Below are 20,137 nucleotides of genomic sequence, written 5' to 3' on the forward strand. Positions count from 1 at the left end.
CCCGATGTCGCTCGATGCTCTTGCCCGGGTCCCGGGCAGGCTGCTGGGCAACCTGTGGGGGCGGCTGAAGCGGCCGTCGCTGGTGCGCCGGCTGATGTTCGCGCAGATCGGCATGATGACGCTGCTGTGGAGCCTGGCCGTGGCGCTGCTGCTGGGCTCGGCCATGATCGACGACCTGTCGGCCATCGACGCCTCCCAGCGCAGCATGCTCACGGTGGCGCGCAACCTCACCGACCAGCCGGCCAAACAGTACGAGAGCCTGCGCGCCATGGACCTGGCGCTGCGCAACGCCTTCGGCAGCGGCAACGACGCCACGCTGTCGCCGAGCGTCATCGTGTGGCAGAACGGCCGCGAGATCTACCGCTCCGACGGCGTGCCCTCGGGCATCTCGAACACCCGCCCCGACATCGGCGAGACGGTTGAAGCCGACGGCAAGAGCTGGCGCGCCCGCACCATCGAGTCGCCCACGGGCAAGACCCGCGTCACGCTGATAACGCCGGGCGGCATGCAGATCTGGCTCACCTTCCAGACGCGCGGCTACTACATCCTGCCGCTGGTCATCAGCGTGCCCTTCCTGCTGCTGCCGGCATGGCTGTCGATCCGGCTGGCGCTGCGGCCCTGGCGCAAGGTGGCGCGCGAAATAGCTTCGCGCGGCCCCCACGACCTGGCCCCGGTGACGGCCCTGCCACGGCATGAAGAGCTGCTGCCGCTGGTGCACAACTTCAATGCGCTCATGGACAGGCTGCGCGCGAGCATCGCGCGCGAGCAGAGCTTCATCGCCGACGCGGCGCACGAGCTGCGCACGCCCATCGCCGCGATGCGGGTGAACGTGGAGGCGCTGCAGTCGCTGCTGGTGCAGCACATTCCCACCGAACGCCAGCACGAGCTGTTCGCGCGGGTGCTCAACAGCAACGCACGCGCCGAGCGGCTGGTGGGCCAGTTGCTGCGGCTCATGCGCAGCCACGCGCAGGCCTCGGCGCCCGGGCCGCTGCGGCTCGACGACCTGCTGCAGGAGCGGCTCGCGGCGCTGTCGCCGCTGGCGCATGTGCGCGAGGTCGAGATCGAACTGGTGACCGACGAGCCGGTGGAAATCGCGGGCGACCGCGACAGCCTGGTCTCGATGATCGACAACTTGATCGACAACGCCACCAAGTACAGCCCCGTCGGCTCGACGGTGAGCGTGGGCATCCGGCGCGAAGGCAACGAGGCGGTGCTGACGGTGGTCGACCAGGGGCCCGGCATCATGCCGGCGCTGCGCGAGCGCGTGTTCGACCGTTTCTTCCGCGACCCCGACCAGACGCAGACCGGCAGCGGCCTGGGGCTGGCGATCGTGCGCTCGGTGGTCGACGCGCACGCCGGCACCATCTCGCTCGACGACACGGGCCTGGGGCCGGGGCTGCAAGTGACGGTACGGCTGCCGCTGGCCGGAGAAAGCTCGCCGGGCGCCTCCGGTCCGCTGGGGCCGCTCGGCGCGGTGGCACCGGCGGAGTCCTGAGGCCTGCCAGCTCTAGCGGCTTTCGATCAGCTGCTTCACCCGGCGCGCCAGCACGTCCATCTCGAAGGGCTTGGTCATCACGTGCATGCCGGGGTCGAGGTGGCCGTGGCTCAGCACCGCGTTCTCCGCGTAGCCCGTGATGAACAGGACCTTGAGGCCGGGCCGCGCGATGCGCGCGGCGTCGGCCACCTGCCGCCCGTTCATGCCGCCGGGCAGGCCCACGTCGCTCACCAGCAAGTCGATGCGCTGGCGCGGCGACTGCAGCACGCGCAGCGCCTCGGCGCCGTCCCCGGCCTCCAGCGTGGCGTAGCCGAGCCCCTGCATCACCTCGACGATGATCATGCGCAGCGCGGGTTCGTCGTCGACCACCAGCACGGTGTCGCCCTGGTCGGCACGTGGCGCGAGCATGGTCTCGGCCGGCGCGGTGGCCACCTCTTCCTGCATGTCGTGGCGCGGCAGGTAGATGCTGACCGAGGTGCCCTTGCCGACTTCCGAGTAGATGCGCACCTGCCCGCCCGACTGCTTCGCGAAGCCGTAGATCATCGACAGCCCCAGCCCCGTGCCCATGCCGATAGGCTTGGTGGTGAAGAAGGGATCGAAGGCGCGCGCCACCACTTCGGGCGGCATGCCCACGCCGTTGTCGCTGACGGTGAGCGACACGTACTGTCCCATCGGCAGGTCGCGGTCGCGTGCGGTTCGGGCATCGATCCAGCGGTTGGCGGTCTCGATCACCAGCGTGCCGCCCTCCGGCATGGCGTCGCGCGCGTTGATGCACAGGTTGAGCAGCGCGTTCTCCAGCTGGCCCGGATCGGCGTGCACGTTCCACAGGCCCACTGCGGCCACCGTCTCCAGCGCGATCTGCGGGCCGAGCGTGCGGCGCAGCAGCTCTTCCATGTCGGTCACCAGCCGGTTGGCGTTCAGCGGCTTGGGCTCCAGCGTCTGGCGCCGAGAAAACGCCAGCAGCCGGTGCGTGAGCGAGGCCGCGCGCTTGACCGCGCCCTGCGCCACGCCCACGTAGCGCTCCATGTCGGCCGGCTTGCCGTCCAGGCCGCGCCGGCGCATCAGTTCCAGGCTGCCGCTGATGGCGGCCAGCAGGTTGTTGAAGTCGTGCGCCAGGCCGCCGGTGAGCTGGCCCACGGCCTCCAGCTTCTGGCTCTGGCGCAATTGCTCGCGCGCGGCATCGAGTTCGGCCTCGCGCTCCTTCTGTTCGGTGATGTCGCGCGCGGCGGCGTACAGCAGGCCGTTGTCGGGCACTGCTGTCCATGAGAGCCAGCGGTAGCCGCCGCTCTTAGTGCGGTAGCGGTTCTCGAAACCGGTGGCGCGCTCGCCCCGCATCAGGCGCTGCAGCTCGGCCTCGGTGTGGGTCATGTCGTCGGCATGCACCAGCGAGCGAAACGGCATGGCGCGGATCTCGTCGGCGCTCCAGCCCAGCACGGTTTCCCATGCGGGGTTCACGCTCAGGAAGAAGCCTTGCTCATTGGCCACGCCCAGCAGGTCCTGGCTCAGGGCCCAGGTGCGGTCGCGCTCATGGGTGCGCGCCTCGACCTGGCGCTCCAGCGACTCGGCGAACGCCATCAGCTCGATCTGCGCCTCGCGCCGCGCGACGGCAGAGCGCACCCGGTCGCCGACTTCGCGGACGAAATCCAGCTCGTCGCGCGACCACGGCCGTGCCTGGCCATGGTTGAGATAGAGCAGCCCGACCAGCCCGCCGCGTTCGGTGAGCGGCATGTTGACCACCGCGCGCGCGGTGATGGCCTCCAGCGCATCGGCGTTGTCGCGGGTGCGCGGGTCCAGGCGGGCGTCGGCGAAGGCCACGGTCACGCCGCGGCGCAGGTCTTCGATGTAGGAGCCGTAATCGCGAAAGTGCAGCAGCCCCGCCAGGCTGGCCACGCCGGGGGCGGTCCAGTCGCGGGCGATGGCGATGGTCTCGGCCGCCGTGTCCACCAGGCCGTAGCCGGCGCGGTCCACGGCGAGGCGCCGCCCCAGCATTTCCGAGGCCGCATAGGCGATGTCGCCCGGCTCGTCCATGTCGCGGATGCGGTCGCCCAGTTCCATCAGCGCCAGGCGGCGCGCCTCGGCTTCCATGATGGCCGCGTTGGCCGCGTTCAGCCGGCGCTCCGCCAGCCCCTTGGCGCGCCGGTCGGCGGCCTCCTTGAGCGCGCGCTCCAGCACCACCGGCAGCCGCGCGAGGCGGCCCTTGCTCACGTAGTCGGTGGCGCCGCTCTTGAGCAGCTCGACCGCGTTGTCCTCGCCGATCACGCCCGAGACGAAGATGAAAGGCGTCTCCGGCGCCATTCGGCGCGCCACCTCGAGCGCATGCGCGCCCGAGAACCCCGGCAGCTCGTAGTCGGACAGGATCAGCGAGAAGCCGCCCGTGTTCAGCGCGTCGACGAAGCCGCGCTCGTCGCGCACCACATGGGTGGTGGCCGACGGCATGGCTTGCGCAAGGGCCTCGGTCAGCAGTTCGATGTCGAAGCGCGAGTCTTCGAGGATCAGGATGCCCGGAGGCTGCGGTGTCGCGGCAGCGGCGTCGCCCGCGCTACTCATGCTTGCGCGCCGCCTTCAGCGAACCCGGTGGCGGCTCGTTGAGCACCGCCCAGAACACCCCCAGCTCGGCAATGGCCGAGACGAAGCGGTCGAACGCCACTGGCTTGACCACGTAGGCGTTCACGCCCAGCTCGTAGCTGCGCAGCACGTCCGACTCTTGCTGCGACGAGGTGAGCATCACCACCGGAATGCTGCGCAGCGCCGGGTTGGCGCGCACCGCCTGCAGCACTTCCAGCCCGGTGACCTTGGGCAGCTTCAGGTCCAGCAGGATCACGGCCGGGTTGCCTTCGGCGCGGTCCGCGTGCTCGCCTTCGCGATGCAGGTATTCGAGCGCCTGCGCACCGTCGCGCAGCACGACCACGTCGTTCGCGAGCTGGCTGCGCTCCAGCGCGATGAGGGTGAGTTCGAGGTCTCGCGTGTCGTCCTCGACAAGCAGGATCGGCTTAAGCATTTCCTTCTCCGTTGTCGGGGCCCTGGCGCGGCAGGATGAAGCCGAAGCTCGCCCCCGCATCGATCTCCCCCTTTGCCCAGACCGTGCCGCCATGACGCTCCACGATCCGCTTCACATTGGCCAGGCCGATGCCCGTGCCTTCGAAATCCTCGGCCTGGTGCAGCCGCTGGAACACGCCGAACAGCTTGTCGACGTATTTCATCTGGAAGCCCACGCCGTTGTCCTGCACCTCGAGCCCGTCGCCCAGGTCGCTGCGGATGCTGCGCACCGTGATGCGCGACGGGCTGCGGGTGCGCGAGTACTTGACGGCGTTGGCCAGCAGGTTGCGCACCGCCACCTGCAGCAGCAGCGGGTCGGCGTAAAGCAGCGGCAGGTCGGCATCGACCTGCCATTCGATATTGCGCTGCGGCTCCAGCCGCGTCAGCTCTCGCACCAGCCCCTCGACCAGCGAGGCGCTGTCGACCTGCCGCTGCTTGAGCGCGGAGCGGCCCATGCGAGAAAAGTCGAGCAACGCGTCAACCATCTGCCCCGCGAAGGCGGCGGCGTCCTTGACATGCGAAAGATAGCGATGGGCCCGCGCGCTCAGCTGCTTGCCCTCGGTCTGGGCCACCAGGTCGACGTAGCCGGCAATGTGCCGCATGGGCGCGCGCAGGTCGTGCGACACGGTGTACGAGAAAGCCTCCAGTTCCTTGTTGACCCGGCCCAGCTCGGAGGCCACGGAGGCCAGTTCCTCGGCGCGGCGCAGCACGATGCCGATCAGCGCCTGGCGCAGCTCGCCGGCCGCGCCCACTTCGGCCACCGACCACGGCGTGGAGCAGCCCCGGATGTGCTCCACCCAGCTCTCGAAGCTCAGGCGCGGATGCATGCGTCCGTTGACGGCCTGCGGTTTCTGCGGGTCGCCAGCCCAGCGGACCGTCTGCACGATCTCGGGCCGGAACCAGAGGATCAGATGCCGGTGCACCTGCGAGATGGAGATGGCGAGCACGCCCGCCGCGACTTCGATGAACTGCGCCGCGGGCGCGAAGTGCGCGGCCAGCGAATTGCTTTCGTAGACCTCCACGCCGAGCCCCGCGATCCAGCCCGCCAGCTCCTGCACATGCGCCCGCGCCGGCACGTCGCCCACGCACCAGACCTCGTCGTCGAGCACCACGGCGGCGCCGGTGGCGCGCATCACGCGCAGCATCAGCGAAACCTCGGCCGTGAGGTGCTGCAGGGTGGCGTCGCTGTCGGACAGGTGCGAGACGATCTGCAGCGTGAGCTGGCGCAGCTCGAGCCGCTCGGCCACCTCGCCGTTGCTTTCCTTCGACTGGATCTGCAGCGACAGCAGCTGGCCCAGGTGCTCGCACGCGAGCCGCGTGCCCGTGTCGAGGAAGCGCGGCGCGTGGTCGTGGCAGGAGATCAGCCCCCAGAGCTTGCCGTTGATGACGATGGACACCGACATCGATGCCAGCGTGCCCATGTTGCGCATGTACTCGAGGTGGATCGGCGAGACGCTGCGCAGTTGTGCCTGCGACAGGTCGATGTCGCCGGCGCTGAGCGAGGCGTCGGTGGCGAGCAGGCGCACCGGCTGGTAGTTGGCATCGGCAATCAGCCGGAAATGGTTGACGAGGTACAGCGCGCGCGCCTGGCGCGGAATGTCGGACGCGGGAAAGTGATGGCCGCTGTAGCTGTCGTAGCCGGGGTCGGCGTTCTCCGCCAGCACCTCGCCGTGGCCGGCGGCGTCGAAGCGGTAGACCAGGCAGCGGCCGAAGCCGGTGAGCCGCTTCATCTCGCGCGCGGCCAGGCCGCACAGCTCGTCCACCGTGGCGGCCTCCTGCAGCAGGGGCAGGAAGACGCGTCCCAGCGAGTAGATGGGCGCCTCGTTGCCGCCCGGGGGCGAAGCCGCCTCGAACTCGACGATCAAGTGGTTCTCGCTGCGGTGCGCGGAAGCATCGAAGAACGCCTGCGCAAGATTCATCGCGCCGAGCGACACCGGCGCACCGCCCGGCGGCAGCGCCGGCAGCTTCAGCCCGCGAACCGCCGCCAGCGCGGCGGACAGTTCCGCGTCGGGCCAGTTCTCGCTCCATGCGACAAGCGCCAGCGACTCGGGCTGGAGCACCAGCATGCGCCCGTGCGGCTGGATCGAGCCCGGCACGCGGATCGGCTCGAGGTCGCAATTGGACAGGTCGACCTCCATGGGCTCGAGGGCCCGGGAACCGCCAGGAGGCTCGGTGAGGGTGATGGGCTGTGGCACGTTGGGCAAGGTCAGGCAGCGCGGCTGCGGCCGCGCGGGTTCGTCGGAAAACGGGTCGAAAGGATCATGCCAGCGCGTCCCGGGCGGTCTCGTCGGCGGCTTCCTACAGTCCGGCCGGCTGCAACCCGAAGCGCGGCATGAGGGTCTCGAAGCCAGCCACCGCACCGCGCTGTGCCGAGCCGACCGCCGCCGGATCGCGCAGCGCCGCCGCCAGTTGCGCGACAAAGTCTTTCCACTGCGCGGGCAGGCCATCGGGCGCATCCACGGGCTGGAAGTAGCGCATCGGATGCGGCGCCAGCCGCGGCCCCAGGCGCTTGTGCATGGCCATGCCGCCGAGCTGCGAGCCTTCGAGCACGTAGGCCAGGCCCCAGGCGAAAGCGGGCTCGCGGGCGGCTTCCGCCAGCCGCGGTGCAAGGGATGCCTCGGCCGATGCAGCCGCGCCCTCCCCGGCTGGCGCCGTGCCGGCGTCTTCTAGATCGAGTGCAAGCGCGGCCAGGCGGCGGTCTGTGCGCCGCGCCACGCGGTCCAGCCCAGGATCGCCGGGGGCGGCCAGCGCCTGGCGCACCGCCTCCAGCCACGGGCGCAGGGCGCGTAGGTGGGCGGCGTAGTCGGCCAGCGAGGCGTTTTCTCGCGCGATCGGCAGGCGGCTGTCGAGCGCTTCATGCAGCGCGTGGGTGGCACTGCGCAACGGGCGCAACACCTCGGCCACGGAGGGCTGGGCGCCGGCGCTCATGGCGCGAGGCTTTCCAACGGCTTGCCGCCGCGCTCCCGGCCTTCGGCCTCGAAGCTGGCGCAAAGCGAGAAGAAGCCGTCCAGCTGCGCCGCCTTGTCGAACACGGCGTCGGCACCGAGTTCTCGCGCCCAGTCGGCGATTTCTCCGGTCGCGTAGTTGGTCAGTACCACCACGCGCTGGCCCGGGCGGCAGCGCCCGCAGCGCTTGACGATGCCCAGCCCCGAGCCTTCGTTCAGGAACAGGTCGACCACCAGCAGGTCCCAGGTGCCCGGATTCTTGTCGAGCCAGTCGACGGCTTCCGCCTCGGTGGTGGCGGTGCCGATCAGGTGGATGTCGACCTCGTCCTCCATGGCGGCGATCAGGTTGTGGCGGATGTGGGCGTTGTCTTCGACAAGAAAAGTGGAAAGCGGCACGGCGGAGACAAAATTGTTTCTTCGAATGCCCCCAAGCCTAAGCGAAGCCGCGAGGCCCGGCCGGTGAGCGCGCTTCCCTACATCCGGTAGGAAATCCGGCAAGCCCGCCCGTAAACTGGCGCGCTTCCCATCTTCCCCGGCGGCGCCTGCCGACGAATGAACGCCATGACACAGCCTCAGCCGACGACGATCTCCCCCGCCCTCGTTTCAGCCTTCGCGCCCGGCGGCACGCTGCGCGCCTCCATCAACCTCGGCAACCCGATCCTCGCGAACAAGAACCCCGCCGGCGGCGAGCCGGTGGGCGTGTCGATCGACCTGGCGCGCGAGTTCGCGCGGCGGCTGGGCGTGGGCATCGAGCTGGTGGTGTTCGAGAAGGCCGCGGCCTCGGTCGACGCGGTGAAGAACGAGAAGGCCGACATCGGCTTCTTCGCCATCGACCCGGCACGCAGCGAAGGGCTGCTGTTCACCGCTCCCTACGTGCTGATCGAGGGCAGCTACCTCGTGCCCTCGGCTTCCGCGCTGACCGACAACGCGCAGGTCGATGCGCCCGGCCATCGCATCTCGGTCGGCGCGGGAAGCGCCTACGACCTGTTCCTGACGCGCGAAATCAAGCAGGCCGAGATCGTCCGGCTGCAGGGCGCAGGCCCGGCGCTCGCGGCGCTGCGCGCAGGCGAGGTCGAAGTGGCGGCGGGCATCCGCCAGTTGCTCGAAGGCGAGGCGCAGCGCGCGCCGGGCGTGCGCGTGCTGCCGGGCCGCTTCATGGTGATCCAGCAGGCCATGGGCACGCCGGCCAGCCGGGGGGCGGGCGCGCAGGCGCTGCTGGCGGCCTTCGTCGAGGAAATGAAGGCCGCCGGCTTCGTGGCCGACGCGCTGAAGCGCCATCGCATCGAGGGCGCGAGCGTCGCGCCCCCGGCCTGAGCCCTCAGAGCTTGTACGCCTCGACCGGCCCCTGCGAATAGAACAGGAAGTAGCCGGTCGAGGTCTGGAAGCCGTTTTTCTTCCAGCCCGCCGGCACCTTGAAGATGCCGAGCTGCCCGCTCGCCACGCCGACGAAGGCGGTGTTCTCCTTGTCGGTGGTGATGCGGCTCCATTGCTCGCGCGTCACCGGCCGCATCTGCATCTTCGGTTCGCTCCATTCGGGCGTGCGCACCTTGTCGCGCATGACGTAGCCGTCGCCCTGGCGCTCGATCTTGATCAGCTCCTTGAGTGCGCCGTTCTGCCTGACGGCATAGACGCCGACCAGGTCTGCCTCCGGCGCGCCGTTGCCGCTGCTTGCGCCGCATGCGGCCAGCAGCAGCGCCGAGGCGCCGGCGGCCAGCCATTTCTTCGATGCCGTGTTCATGGCTGTCCTCCTTCTCAGCGCTTTTCGTTCTCGCGCAGCTTCAGGTTGCCCTGGAAGCGCAGCGCGTGCGGGTATTCCTCCTTCTCGGCGCCCGCGTCCACGGCGGCCATCTTCTGCTGGCTCTCGCTGGTCTTGGCCAGCAGCGCCGCCGGCAGGTTCACGATGCCCTTGATCTGGTCGTACTGCACCTGCGTGATGCGGCCCACCTGCAGCAGCCGGAAGGCGTCGCGCTCGATGTTCAGCAGCAGCGGCTTGTTGTCGGCAAAGCTCTGCGCCTTGGCCAGCAACGCGCTCCAGGACTGCGCGCTGTAGTTGCTCACGTAGTAGTCCTGCCCGGTCGGCCCGGCCAGCACCGCAGTGCAGCCCGGCAGCTCCACCTGCACGGCGCCCGTGGACATGACGAAAGTCTTGCGCTGCTCCATCGCGTCGCCATACGCCAGCGTGACCGGGATGTTCCAGGTCGAAGCCGGGAACTGGTTCTGGTTGGGGAACGACTCCTGCGTGATGTTGACGTAGGTGCGGTCCGCCGCGCACTGCGCATCGACCGTGAGCAGCGGCACCCCGGTCTGGCGGATGAAGCTGTCGCCGATGTCGGCCACCTTCTTGCCGCCGCTCACCTTCTCCAGCGATGTCCACAGCCGCGACGGCGTGACGTTGCCGAAGCCGTAGTCCTTCAGGTAGATCTGCAGGCCCTTCTGCATCGCCTCTTCGCCGATGTAGTTCTGCACCGTCTCCAGCACGTGGCTGCCCTTGTTGTAGACGAAGATCGACGGGCTGATGAAGCCGAACGAACCCGCGTCGTTGAGGTTGCGCTGCACCGGCACCGCCGTGCTCTTCAGGTCGGCCACGATCACGTTGTGCTTGTCGAGCACGTAGTCGGAGAAGCTGTAGTACTCGGGGTGGAACTTGATGGTGGTGCGCCTTTCGAACCAGCGCGCGAACGACTCGTTGAGCCACACGTTGTCCCACCAGTCGAGCGTGACCAGGTCGCCGAACCACTGGTGCGCAATTTCGTGCGTGACCACCGTCACCGAATACAGCGTGGGCTTGTCGCCCGGCTTGGTGAGCACCGCGTCGGCAAACTCGAAGATCGCGCCCCAGTTCTCCATGCCGCCGAAGCCGGTGTTGGGCTTGTTGTTGTAGCTGTCGTTGGCGGCGATGGTGTCGAACTTCTTGATCGGCAGCGGGATGCCGGTGTACTTGTAGTAGTAGTCCATGGCCACCTTGGTCCACTCCATCGGGAAGGTCGCCCAGGTGGAGCGGCCCGGCGGCGTGAACCAGCGCAGCGGAATGTCGCTGCCGTCGAGCGGGTTCTTGAAGGTGTCGGGCAGGATGTCGAACTTGCCGCCCCCGAAGAAGGTCAGGTACATCGGCATCGACGGTGTCTTCTCGAACGACACCTGCTGGTAGCCGTCGGGCAGCTTCACGGCCGATATCTGCGCGCCGTTGGACACCGTCTTCCAGTCGCCGGGCACCTCGGCAGAAATCTCGAAGGTGTGGCGGAAGGCCGGCTCGTCCCAGCCCGGGAACCACTGCCGCGCGTAGTTGGTCTCGCCCTGCGTCACGATGGCGTCGCTGCTCACGCCCTCAGGTGTCGAGAGGCCGACCTTGAAGATCCCGGTGGCGGCCGAGCAGAACGGGTTGCGCTGCACCTCCGCGGGCGGGCAGAACTCCGCGTCGGAGAACTGGATCTTGCCGTCCCACTCCATGTGCAGCAGGTACTTTCCCTTGGCGATCTGGCCGTCGCTCAGGCGCAGTTGCACGAAGTCGCCGAGCGTCTGCGGCGTGGGAATCAGCGGTATCGCCTCGCCGGGGTTCGACACCTTGCGCAGCGTGGTGCGGCCCTTCGCAAAGTTGAGGTTGTGCGCGGCCACGACGATGGCATCGACCGGCTTGAGCACCTCGATCTCCACGTCGCCGCGGCCCACGAAGGTCTTGAGCGCCGCATCGGGGCGGAACCAAAGCTTGTAGTTGCTGGGCCAGACGGTGTCGGGCAGCTCCTGCGGCTTGGCCGAGCGGTCCACCGCCGCGGCGGCCAGGTCGTTGGCGGCCACGGGCACCCCGTCGTCGGGCGCTTTCTGCGTGGGGTCGACCGCGGGTGCGGACACCACCGGCCCCGACGACGCGCCGAGGCCGACGCCGCCACCGCCGAGAGAAGCACCGCCGCCACTGTCTCCGCCGCCGCCGCAGGCCGTCAGCACGGCAAGGGTCACCGCCGTGATGGCAAGATGATTGACGACGGGTGTGTTGAATTTTTTCATGATCGCCTCTGGGTACTCTTGGTAAGAAGAAGATGCGCCGCCCCGCAAGCGCCGGCGGATAGCCAGCGATGCGCATGGCACGCGCGGTGATGAGATGGAGAACAACTGCCCATGGAACGGGCAACACGGCGCCCTCCCGGCGAACAGGTGGTTCGTCAGGAAAGCACACGCACGCAGGAGCTACACCGTGCAAAAAGCGGTGGTCCCAGGATGCGAGGGATGAGCTCGTCCATTCCCGTCAAGAAGCGGGTTGATCGGATGCGAAGCGGGGAGCTGGCGGCGCGGAGGGTGCGTTCAGCGCCAGGAGATCGACAAGGCGCGTTCGCGCGTGTCGTCAACGGCACAGGCCATGCTGGCGATGGCAAGAATCTTTGCGGCTCTTCTCGTTGGTTTCACGCGCATTCCCTCGTCCATTGAAGTGCGCCAGTTTTAGCTGATCGAATGCGACGGCTCAACGACTGCCGGAACTTTTCTCTCTCAAAATGTTCGCGCGCCATAGGCCGAATGGAGTCATGGGCCAAAGCGGGCCACGCACGCTACGAAGATGGTTCAGCCGCGGCAACACATGCTCACGCAGATGACAAATCTCGAAGGCAAACACTGTGCTTGCATCGCCACAGTACGAAGGTTCGTGTCGCCCCCGAATGCGTGAAAGCTGCGAACCCGAGGCCTCATGCGCTCGGGCACGCTGCCGGTGCTACAGGCCCAGCGCGTCCTGCAACTGGCGTGCCGACCAGCGCCGGGGCTGTTCCGGCCAAGCACCGAGCAAGCCCACCATGCGCGCGTTGCGCGGCGCGCTCAGGCCATGCTCCTGCGCGAGACGCACGACCTCGCCGCTGAGGGCGTCGATCTCGGTGCGACGGCCCAGTGCCAGGTCATCGGCCATGCTGGAGCGGGCCTTGGCATCGATGCGCAGCATGCGCGCGGCGACGATGCGAAACACCCAGTCGGGCAAGCGCAGCAGGCTCGACAAACGCCGCGCCGGCACCGCAGCCACCTGCGCCGGCGCGATGCCGGCAACGTTGAGGATGCTCAATGCTTCGTCGATCAGCGACGCGAAGCAGCGGCGGTAGCCGCGCAGCATCAGCTCTTCGCGCAGCGGCAGGCCGGAGAGCGCGTTGACCGGGTTGTTGAGGTTGAGCAGCAGCTTGCCCCACTGCACGGGCAACAGGTCGGCATGCAGGTCGAGCGGCACGCCGGCGCGCTCGAACACCGGCAGCCAGGGGCGCAGGGCAACGTCGTCCTGCGCGGCCAGCCGGCCGGGCGTGCCGCGATGGAAGGCGCCGGGGCCGATCTCGGCCACGTTGTAAGGCACCATGCCCGACAGCACGTTGAGCGAAGGCCCCGCCTGCGATGCGGCGGCGCTGTTGGAAATGCCGTTCTGCAGCGAGACGACCGTCGTGCCCGCGGGCAATGCGAAGGCCAGCTCGCCTGCAGCCTCGGCCGTGGCGCCGCTCTTCACGCAGAGCAGCACCAGCGCGGGCCTGGCGCCCACGGGCACCTGCTCGCACAGCCGCAGTCCGGCAGCCGGCAGCTTGTGCCCGCCGCCGTCCATGTCGGAGAGCGTCAGCCCGTGTGCAGTGAGCTTCTCGAGCACGCGCGGACGGCCGACGAAGGTGACGGGCACACCCGCCGCCGCGAGGCTGCCGCCGATGAAGCACCCGATGGTGCCCGCCCCCATCACGAGCACTTCACCGGGCGTCGCGTCTGGCATGAACTGAAATACTTGCGGCTCGAAGGGACCGTGGTGCCGTCAGGCGCGTTCCGCGACCCAGGCCTGCACCGACTGCAGCGCGGCCGCGAGGCCTGCCGGATTGGTGCCGCCGGCCATGGCCATGTCGGCCTTGCCGCCACCCTTGCCGCCGACCTGCTGGGCCACGAAGTTGACCAGCTCGCCGGCCTTGACCTTGGCCGTGCTGTCGGCGGTGACGCCGGCCGCGATCTGCACCTTGTCGCCGTCCACGGCGGCCAGCACGATGGCTGCCGTCTTGAGCTTGTCCTTCAGCTTGTCCATGGTGTCGCGCAGGGTCTTGGCGTCGGCGCCGTCGAGCTTGGCAGCGAGCACCTTGATGCCGTTGACGTCGACCGCCTGCGCCAGCAGCTCGTCGCCCTTGGACGAGGCGAGCTTGCCCTTGAGCGAGCCCACTTCGCGCTCCAGCGCCTTCACCTGCTCAAGCACCTGCGTAAGCCGGCCCTGCAGCTCGGCGGCCGGCGACTTGAGCGTGGCAGCCACGCTGTGCACGGTCGATTCGAGATCTTGAAGGTAGGACAGCGCGTTGGCGCCGGTCACGGCCTCGATGCGCCGCACGCCGGCGGCCACGCCGCCTTCGCTGACGATCTTGAACAGGCCGATGTCACCGGTGCGGTTCACGTGGGTGCCGCCGCACAGCTCGCGGCTGGTGCCGATGTCGAGCACGCGCACGGTCTCGCCGTACTTCTCGCCGAACAGCATCATGGCGCCGGTCTTCTGGGCCGACTCCATGTCCATCACGCGGGCCTGGGTCGGCGCATTGGCAAGAATTTCGGCGTTGACGCGCTTCTCGATCTCGGTGATCTGCTCGCGCGTGACGGGCGCGTTGTGCGCGAAGTCGAAGCGGGTCTTGTCGGCATCGACCAGAGAGCCCTTCTGCTGCACGTGGTCGCCCAGCACTTCGCGCAGGGCCTTGTGCATCAGGTGGGTGACCGAGTGGTTGCGCATGGTGGTGGCGCGGCGCGCGGTGTCGACCGCGGCTTTCACCGCATCGCCGACCTTGAGCGTGCCCTGGGTCTGCGTGCCGTGATGGCCGAACACGTCGGCCTTGATCTTCTGCGTGTCTTCGACGCCGAACTGCACGCCCTCGGACACGATCGCGCCCTGGTCGCCGACCTGGCCGCCGCTCTCGGCATAGAACGGCGTGGTGTCGAGCACCACGATGCCGCTCTGGCCTTCCTTGAGTTCCTGCACGGCAGCGCCTTCGAGGTACAGCGCGACGACCTTGGCGTTTTCTTCGAGGTGCTCGTAGCCGGTGAAGACGTTGCCCGCGCCGGCGTATTCGACGTTGCGGTCCATCTTGAACTTGCCGGCGGCACGGCCTGCAGCCTTCTGCTTCTCCATGGCCGCGTTGAAGCCGGTCTCGTCGACGCCCACGCCGCGCTCGCGGCACACGTCGGCCGACAGGTCGAGCGGGAAGCCGTAGGTGTCGTGCAGCTTGAACGCCACTTCGCCCGGCAGCGTCTTGGCGCCACCGGCCAGCGCCGTGTCGAGGATTTCCATGCCGTTGGCCAGCGTTTCGAAGAAGCGCTCTTCCTCGGCCTTCAGCGTGTCGGTGATGCGCTTTTCATCGGCCACGAGCTTGGGGTACGCGTCGCCCATCAGCTTCACGAGGTCGGGCACCAGCTTGTGAAAGAAGGGCTTCTTCTGGCCCAGCTTGTAGCCGTGGCGGATGGCGCGGCGGATGATGCGGCGCTGCACGTAGCCGCGGCCTTCGTTCGACGGGATCACGCCATCGGCCACCAGGAACGAGGTGGCGCGGATGTGGTCGGCAATCACCTTCAGCGAGTTGTTCGACAGGTCTTGCGTGCCGGTCTCGCGGCCGGCGGCCTTGATGAGCGCATCGAAGATGTCGATTTCGTAGTTGCTGTGCACGTGCTGCAGGATCGCCGCCAGGCGCTCCAGGCCCATGCCGGTGTCGACGCAGGGCGCGGGCAGCTTCTTGACCGAGCCATCGGGCTGCATGTCGAACTGCATGAACACGTTGTTCCAGATCTCGATGTAGCGGTCGCCGTCTTCATCGGGGCTGCCGGGCGGGCCGCCGGGGATCTCGGGGCCGTGGTCGTAGAAGATCTCGGAGCACGGGCCGCAAGGGCCAGTGTCGGCCATCATCCAGAAGTTGTCGGACATGTAGCGTCCGCCCTTGTTGTCGCCGATGCGCACGACGCGCTCGGGCGGCAGGCCGATTTCCTTGGTCCAGATGTCGTAGGCCTCGTCGTCCTCGATATAGACGGTGGCCCAGAGTTTCTCGGCCGGCAGCTTGTAGACCTCGGTGAGCAGCTCGAAGGCCCACTTCAGCGATTCGCGCTTGAAGTAATCGCCGAAGCTCCAGTTGCCCAGCATCTCGAAGAAGGTGTGGTGGCGCGCGGTGTAGCCCACGTTCTCGAGGTCGTTGTGCTTGCCGCCGGCGCGCAGGCAGGCCTGGACCGAGGCGGCGCGCACGTAGGGACGCTTGTCTTCGCCGAGGAACACGTCCTTGAACTGGACCATGCCCGAGTTGGTGAACATCAGGGTGGGGTCGTTGCCGGGCACCAGCGAGCTGGACGGCACCACCGTGTGGCCCTTGGAAGCGAAGAAATCGAGAAAGGTCTTGCGGATGTCCGCGACCGTGAATGTGGGCTGGCTCATCTTTGGATTCGTCTTCTGTCGAGGGCGGCGCGGCGATGGCGACCCTCTTGTCGAACCCACTGCGGCGAACCGGCCTAACTGCTTGATTTGCTTGAACAAACGATTATAGGTTTGGCCACGGTCCCCGGGCTGTCCGGGGTAAAACAGCATGATCCGGGCACCGCGGCTAATATGCAGCCCTGACGGAAAAGAGAACCAAATACGGGCGACGTCATCCGTACTTGTACGGACTTGAAGCAAGGAGCGCGCATGGCAAGGCAAGAGGCGGAACACTGGAAGATCGAAGATCTGGACTTCTCGCGCATTGCGCTCGATGAAGTCCGTGCGGACGAAAACCTCTTCTACCTGGTCGCCTCGGCGTCTTTCATCGAAAGCGGCTCGGACCTCTACACCCAGAACCTGGTCGACTTCTTCAGGGGCGACGACGAGGTCACCGACTGGCTGTCGAACCATTGGGAAAAGGAAGAACTGCAACACGGCAAGGCGCTGCGCGCCTACGTGCGCCACGTGTGGCCCGAGTTCGAGTGGGACACGGCGTACGCCGGCTTCCTGGAGGAATACGCGACCTACTGCAAGGTCGAACTGCTGGCCCCCACCCGCGCTCTCGAAATGACCGCGCGCTGCGTGGTCGAGACAGGCACCGCCACCTATTACCGGGCCATGGCCCGCAGCACCACGGAGCCGGTACTGCACGACTTGGCAAGCCGCATCGCGACCGACGAGGTCAACCATTACAAGCACTTCTACCGCTTCTTCCGGCGCTACCGCGAGCAGGAAAAGCTGAGCCGCTTCCGGGTGTTCGGCACCATCGGCCGCCGCACGCTGGAGCTCAAGAGCGAGGATGCCGACTGCGCCATCCGCCACGTGGTGAAGGCACGCTCGCCCGGCCGCGCCAGCGACACGGCCTACGTGCAGCAACTGAGCGCCAAGATGAACAGCACCATCCGCACCAACCTGAGCGCCGGCACCACGCTCAAGATGCTGATGCGGCCGCTGGAACTGCCGGCGCGGGTGCAGACAGTGATCCAGTACCCGATCAAGCAGTTCATGCAGCACGTGTTCCTGCGCTGAGTGCGCTTGCGCCGACGCGGCACGCCCACCTACAACGGCCACGTCGCAACCGCAAGGCTGTGCAAAGCAGAAAAACGGGACGGCAGTCTCGTTTCTGGCAACCGGCGTCTCGTTAGTATTTGCACTCACACCTCTAGCGGCGGGGCGGAGACCTTCGGACGAGCGCCCTGCGCTCCTGGCAAGTTGCTCGCAGTCTCTGCATGCGAGTCCGATGTTCGAACACAAAGCCAATCGCGACCAAGCCTACACAGTGCGCCTCGAAGGCAAGAGCCTCTCCATACGGGACCTGATGGAAGTGCGCTTCACCTTCCTGCGGATGCTCGAGCAGCGCATCGGGCCGCCGACGCGCGTGGTGAAGTGCTACCGGGCCTGGTCGAGCCAGCTCGAATGGGGCATGGAGTCGATGACGGACACGCAGATTGCCAATGCCCGCGTATGGCGCGAAGCCTGGGACCACGCCATCGATGTGGCGGCACCACTGCTGAGCCATCCTCGGAACACGAAATTTCACTTCGAACTGCTTTGAACAGAAATTGAACAAAAAAAACCCAGCACTAGGCTGGGCTGAACCTCTTGAGTGCTGTCACACACAGAGAACTCGCACTTCGAAGCGAGCAAACAAAATCTAGGGCTTCATGCGCCGCCGCGTTGTCGGACGGCACCGACAATTCCAATTTGCTGCTGTGGCACAACAACTTCGAACCCCAAGAAACTGCCAAATAGTTCACGTTTTAATAAGTGTCCTACGGCTGCTGACTGTTTCCGGCTGACAGGCCTCCAGCCGGCCTCCCTGGACCATGCAATTGCTGTCACGCAACAGGGCCGCAATAGAAGAAGAGCTCTCTGTTTTTTCTTAGAGCGCCCATACGGGCTCCTCGCCACCCGCTTCGGCGGGTATTTTTTTGCCCGGATCCAGCCGCCCTTCAACCTGGTCTGCCACGGTCATGACCGCCTACCACACGGCAATGACACGTTTTCCCTTCCCGATGGGGACAATGTTGTGGAAAACCTTGTGCGCAGCGCTCGGAAGCCTTGCCTGGCGTGGCCTGCAACGCGATGCCCGCAAAAGAGGCAGCACCTGAAAAAATCTTCGGATTGGTTTGAATTCGGGGCTTTCCCGCAACGCTCTAGCGCTTCCAGACACCCAACGGCTGTCAGCAACGGTCGGTTCTGGCTGACAAGCCACCCCACAGCCTCCCGGGAAATTGCGACCATGCAGTCGCCGGATTCGTGCCAGCCAGGGAGGCGCTGCCAATGACATTCCGACGTGGCACCCGCAGCAGAACAGAGAGTTTTCCGTGGTCGAATATTTCAAGGTTGGTCTTCCCTACATACGAACGCGCTTCAGGGTTCCCGCGCGACGTGGTGGGCGCGTCGAACTTCAGGGCCGCTTCGGCACCATCAGGGGATCGAGCGGCGAATACCTGCTGGTCAAGTTCGACGACGAGGAAACCGCGGCTATCGTTCACCCGGTAGAGCCCAACTACGTCGAATACGGCGAAGCGGCCGAGAGACCTCTTTCCCCGCCGTGCGACGACAGCGCAGCGCCTACACGCGGCGGCGCCTGAGCAACCGCCAAAGCCGCTTCGCTTGGCCGTCAGGCCCCGCCAACGCTCGACGGGGCCAAGTCGGTCAACTGATGCGGCACGCGATGCACCACTGCCTCCGGCGGGAGCGATGAGATGCGGCGCATCTGGGTACGTAAATAGACCGCCGAAGGCAGTGCGGCAACGAGCGTATTCATCGACTGGTAGCGGTCTTCGCGGATCGACAGATCGAAGAAGAAGTCGTTGCGTGCGACGAACTCGGTCGTCACTTCGGTGCCCTGGTCGCGCGATGGCGTGACGACTCGAAGCAGACCGCTTGCCACGCAATAGATCTGATCGGTCGATTCACCCGCGCTCAGCAAAGTATCGTTGCGCTTGTAGTGGCGCAGTTCGCTGCACTTGAGGAGCGCCTCGCGCTCCGCGGCCGGCAGATTCGCCGTAAGAGGGTGAAGGGACACGCAGCGATGGTGAGCCGTTGGTACCTTCCCAGCAATCCCGCAGATTTAGGTATTCGACGAATCGCGATACACCCTACAAACGCCAACTCCAATGAGGGCGCCTGCCCCGCCGGCCAAAGGCGCTCAGTCTTCGGTATCGGTTTCGTCTTCTTCTTCGTCGTCTTCGTTCTCTTCGGCGCGGCGAACCGTCACGAAGTTTTCGGCATCTTCCACGAATGCCATGAGCTTCTCGTCAGGTGCCATGCCGCGGACTTCGGTCTGAGGGCCGTCGCCATTCTTGTAGTCGACCTGAACCAGCGCGAAGCAGGCAAGGGGCTCTTCCATCTCGCCGTCGTCGCCTCCGTCATACACGGCAACCCAGCCTTCGGCGGGCATGATCTGCAGGATCTTCACATCTTCCATTGTCTGATTTCCAAGCTAAAAATTGCGTTGTGCCGCGCAGCATAGCCCATGAAAAACAGCGCCGAGCCGGCATTGCGATTCGATCCGCAGCAGGCGCACTTGGCACTTCGGACATGCATTTCGTCGCATTCGAGTGGCAGCCGATGCAGCGGACCGACACAGTCCACCCATCGACTTCACCGCCGCCGAACAGGATGCCCCGCCCATGATTCACCGAGAACGCCTGACCGCCAAACTCGAGGGCGACTTCGTCGTGTTCCTCATCGGCATGCGCATCAACCAGCCGTTGAAAGTCCACAAGTGGCTGCCTGTCGCCAGCGCCATGCCACGCATGCTCAAGGAACTCGGTCGCCAGCCGGAGCGCGGCCTCCTGCATGCCGAAATGTGGTTCTCAAGGACGATCATGGTCCTTCAGTACTGGCGCTCCATGGAACAACTGCTGGCCTATGCCAAAGACAAGGAAGCCGAACATCTTCCGGCATGGAGGGCCTTCAACAAGGCGATCGGCACGGATGGCTCCGTGGGCATCTGGCACGAAACCTACGCGGTATCGCCGGGCACCTACGAGAACATCTATGTCAACATGCCAGCGTTCGGGCTCGGCGGGGCTGGGATGACACAGGGCGTTGTGGAAGCCAATCGCTCGGCGGCTGCGCGATTGAGACAGACGAGGATGCAGGAATGACGGGACGATCTCGTCGCGGGCGAAAGGGCTCTTTTCCTCTGTAGAATCCGCCGCTTGAGGCAATAGCTTGTTGGCAATCAACGAGTTTCAGATGCGGGTGTAGTTCAATGGCAGAAGCACA

Annotated in this window: 17 protein-coding genes; 6 read left to right on the forward strand and 11 right to left on the reverse strand. The window is 66.7% G+C overall.

All coding sequences use genetic code 11. The features are described from left to right. Positions 1–4: 4 nt before the first annotated feature. Complete coding sequence (locus ACWV14_RS20175) at positions 5–1,495, forward strand: ATP-binding protein (RefSeq protein ID WP_454903314.1); 1,491 nt, start codon at positions 5–7, stop codon at positions 1,493–1,495. A 12-nt stretch (positions 1,496–1,507) separates the two neighbouring features. On the opposite strand, the gene ACWV14_RS20180 is transcribed toward ACWV14_RS20175, so the two are convergent. The 5 genes from ACWV14_RS20180 to ACWV14_RS20200 all read right to left on the reverse strand — a co-directional run bounded on the left by ACWV14_RS20180 (position 1,508) and on the right by ACWV14_RS20200 (position 7,872). After that, the gene (locus tag ACWV14_RS20180) at positions 1,508–4,042 is read right to left on the reverse strand and encodes a response regulator (RefSeq protein WP_454903316.1); all 2,535 of its coding nucleotides are present in this window, start codon (positions 4,040–4,042) and stop codon (positions 1,508–1,510) included. Next, a complete protein-coding gene (locus tag ACWV14_RS20185; protein ID WP_422087158.1) occupies positions 4,035–4,493 on the reverse strand; it encodes a response regulator in 459 nt (152 codons plus the stop codon). Before ACWV14_RS20185 ends, ACWV14_RS20180 begins: the two co-directional genes overlap by 8 nt. Beyond that, entirely contained in the window at positions 4,486–6,726 is a 2,241-nt protein-coding gene (locus tag ACWV14_RS20190; protein WP_454906043.1) for an ATP-binding protein, read from the reverse strand. Before ACWV14_RS20190 ends, ACWV14_RS20185 begins: the two co-directional genes overlap by 8 nt. A gap of 103 nt (positions 6,727–6,829) precedes the next feature. Beyond that, a complete protein-coding gene (locus ACWV14_RS20195; protein ID WP_454903318.1) occupies positions 6,830–7,459 on the reverse strand; it encodes a biliverdin-producing heme oxygenase in 630 nt (209 codons plus the stop codon). Further along, the gene (locus tag ACWV14_RS20200) at positions 7,456–7,872 is read right to left on the reverse strand and encodes a response regulator (RefSeq protein ID WP_454903319.1); all 417 of its coding nucleotides are present in this window, start codon (positions 7,870–7,872) and stop codon (positions 7,456–7,458) included. The genes ACWV14_RS20195 and ACWV14_RS20200 overlap by 4 nt, the downstream gene beginning before the upstream one ends. A gap of 165 nt (positions 7,873–8,037) precedes the next feature. Here ACWV14_RS20200 and ACWV14_RS20205 point away from each other — a divergent pair, with 165 nt between their 5' ends. After that, the gene (locus ACWV14_RS20205) at positions 8,038–8,790 is read left to right on the forward strand and encodes a transporter substrate-binding domain-containing protein (protein WP_454903321.1); all 753 of its coding nucleotides are present in this window, start codon (positions 8,038–8,040) and stop codon (positions 8,788–8,790) included. 4 nt (positions 8,791–8,794) lie between these two features. Here ACWV14_RS20205 and ACWV14_RS20210 read toward each other — a convergent pair whose 3' ends face one another. The 4 genes from ACWV14_RS20210 to alaS all read right to left on the reverse strand — a co-directional run bounded on the left by ACWV14_RS20210 (position 8,795) and on the right by alaS (position 15,853). After that, positions 8,795–9,214, reverse strand: coding sequence for a hypothetical protein (locus ACWV14_RS20210; protein ID WP_454903322.1), 420 nt, complete (start codon positions 9,212–9,214; stop codon positions 8,795–8,797). A 14-nt stretch (positions 9,215–9,228) separates the two neighbouring features. After that, a complete protein-coding gene (locus ACWV14_RS20215) occupies positions 9,229–11,475 on the reverse strand; it encodes a M1 family metallopeptidase (protein WP_454903323.1) in 2,247 nt (748 codons plus the stop codon). A gap of 697 nt (positions 11,476–12,172) precedes the next feature. Then, a complete protein-coding gene (locus ACWV14_RS20220) occupies positions 12,173–13,189 on the reverse strand; it encodes a 2-dehydropantoate 2-reductase (RefSeq protein WP_454903325.1) in 1,017 nt (338 codons plus the stop codon). Positions 13,190–13,228: 39 nt separating this feature from the next. Beyond that, a complete protein-coding gene (alaS, locus tag ACWV14_RS20225) occupies positions 13,229–15,853 on the reverse strand; it encodes an alanine--tRNA ligase (RefSeq protein WP_454903326.1) in 2,625 nt (874 codons plus the stop codon). A gap of 249 nt (positions 15,854–16,102) precedes the next feature. On the opposite strand from alaS, the gene ACWV14_RS20230 reads away from it, so the two are divergent. The 3 genes from ACWV14_RS20230 to ACWV14_RS20240 all read left to right on the forward strand — a co-directional run bounded on the left by ACWV14_RS20230 (position 16,103) and on the right by ACWV14_RS20240 (position 18,492). Further along, complete coding sequence (locus ACWV14_RS20230; protein WP_454903327.1) at positions 16,103–16,924, forward strand: ferritin-like domain-containing protein; 822 nt, start codon at positions 16,103–16,105, stop codon at positions 16,922–16,924. Between the two features lie 211 nt (positions 16,925–17,135). After that, the gene (locus ACWV14_RS20235) at positions 17,136–17,450 is read left to right on the forward strand and encodes a hypothetical protein (RefSeq protein ID WP_454903328.1); all 315 of its coding nucleotides are present in this window, start codon (positions 17,136–17,138) and stop codon (positions 17,448–17,450) included. A 772-nt stretch (positions 17,451–18,222) separates the two neighbouring features. Further along, positions 18,223–18,492, forward strand: a complete 270-nt coding sequence (locus ACWV14_RS20240; RefSeq protein ID WP_454903329.1) for a hypothetical protein — start codon at positions 18,223–18,225, stop codon at positions 18,490–18,492. Positions 18,493–18,521: 29 nt separating this feature from the next. On the opposite strand, the gene ACWV14_RS20245 is transcribed toward ACWV14_RS20240, so the two are convergent. Both ACWV14_RS20245 and ACWV14_RS20250 read right to left on the reverse strand, forming a co-directional pair. After that, on the reverse strand, positions 18,522–18,929 hold the full coding sequence (locus ACWV14_RS20245) for a Crp/Fnr family transcriptional regulator (RefSeq protein ID WP_454903331.1): 408 nt from the start codon (positions 18,927–18,929) through the stop codon (positions 18,522–18,524). 123 nt (positions 18,930–19,052) lie between these two features. Next, positions 19,053–19,322 carry a hypothetical protein gene (locus ACWV14_RS20250; protein ID WP_454903333.1) on the reverse strand — a complete coding sequence of 90 codons (270 nt, stop codon included), beginning with the start codon at positions 19,320–19,322 and terminating at the stop codon, positions 19,053–19,055. 142 nt (positions 19,323–19,464) lie between these two features. Here ACWV14_RS20250 and ACWV14_RS20255 point away from each other — a divergent pair, with 142 nt between their 5' ends. Continuing rightward, a complete protein-coding gene (locus ACWV14_RS20255) occupies positions 19,465–20,016 on the forward strand; it encodes a DUF4188 domain-containing protein (protein WP_454903334.1) in 552 nt (183 codons plus the stop codon). The last annotated feature ends 121 nt before the right edge of the window (positions 20,017–20,137 follow it).

The sequence above is a fragment of the Variovorax durovernensis genome (assembly GCF_977011995.1).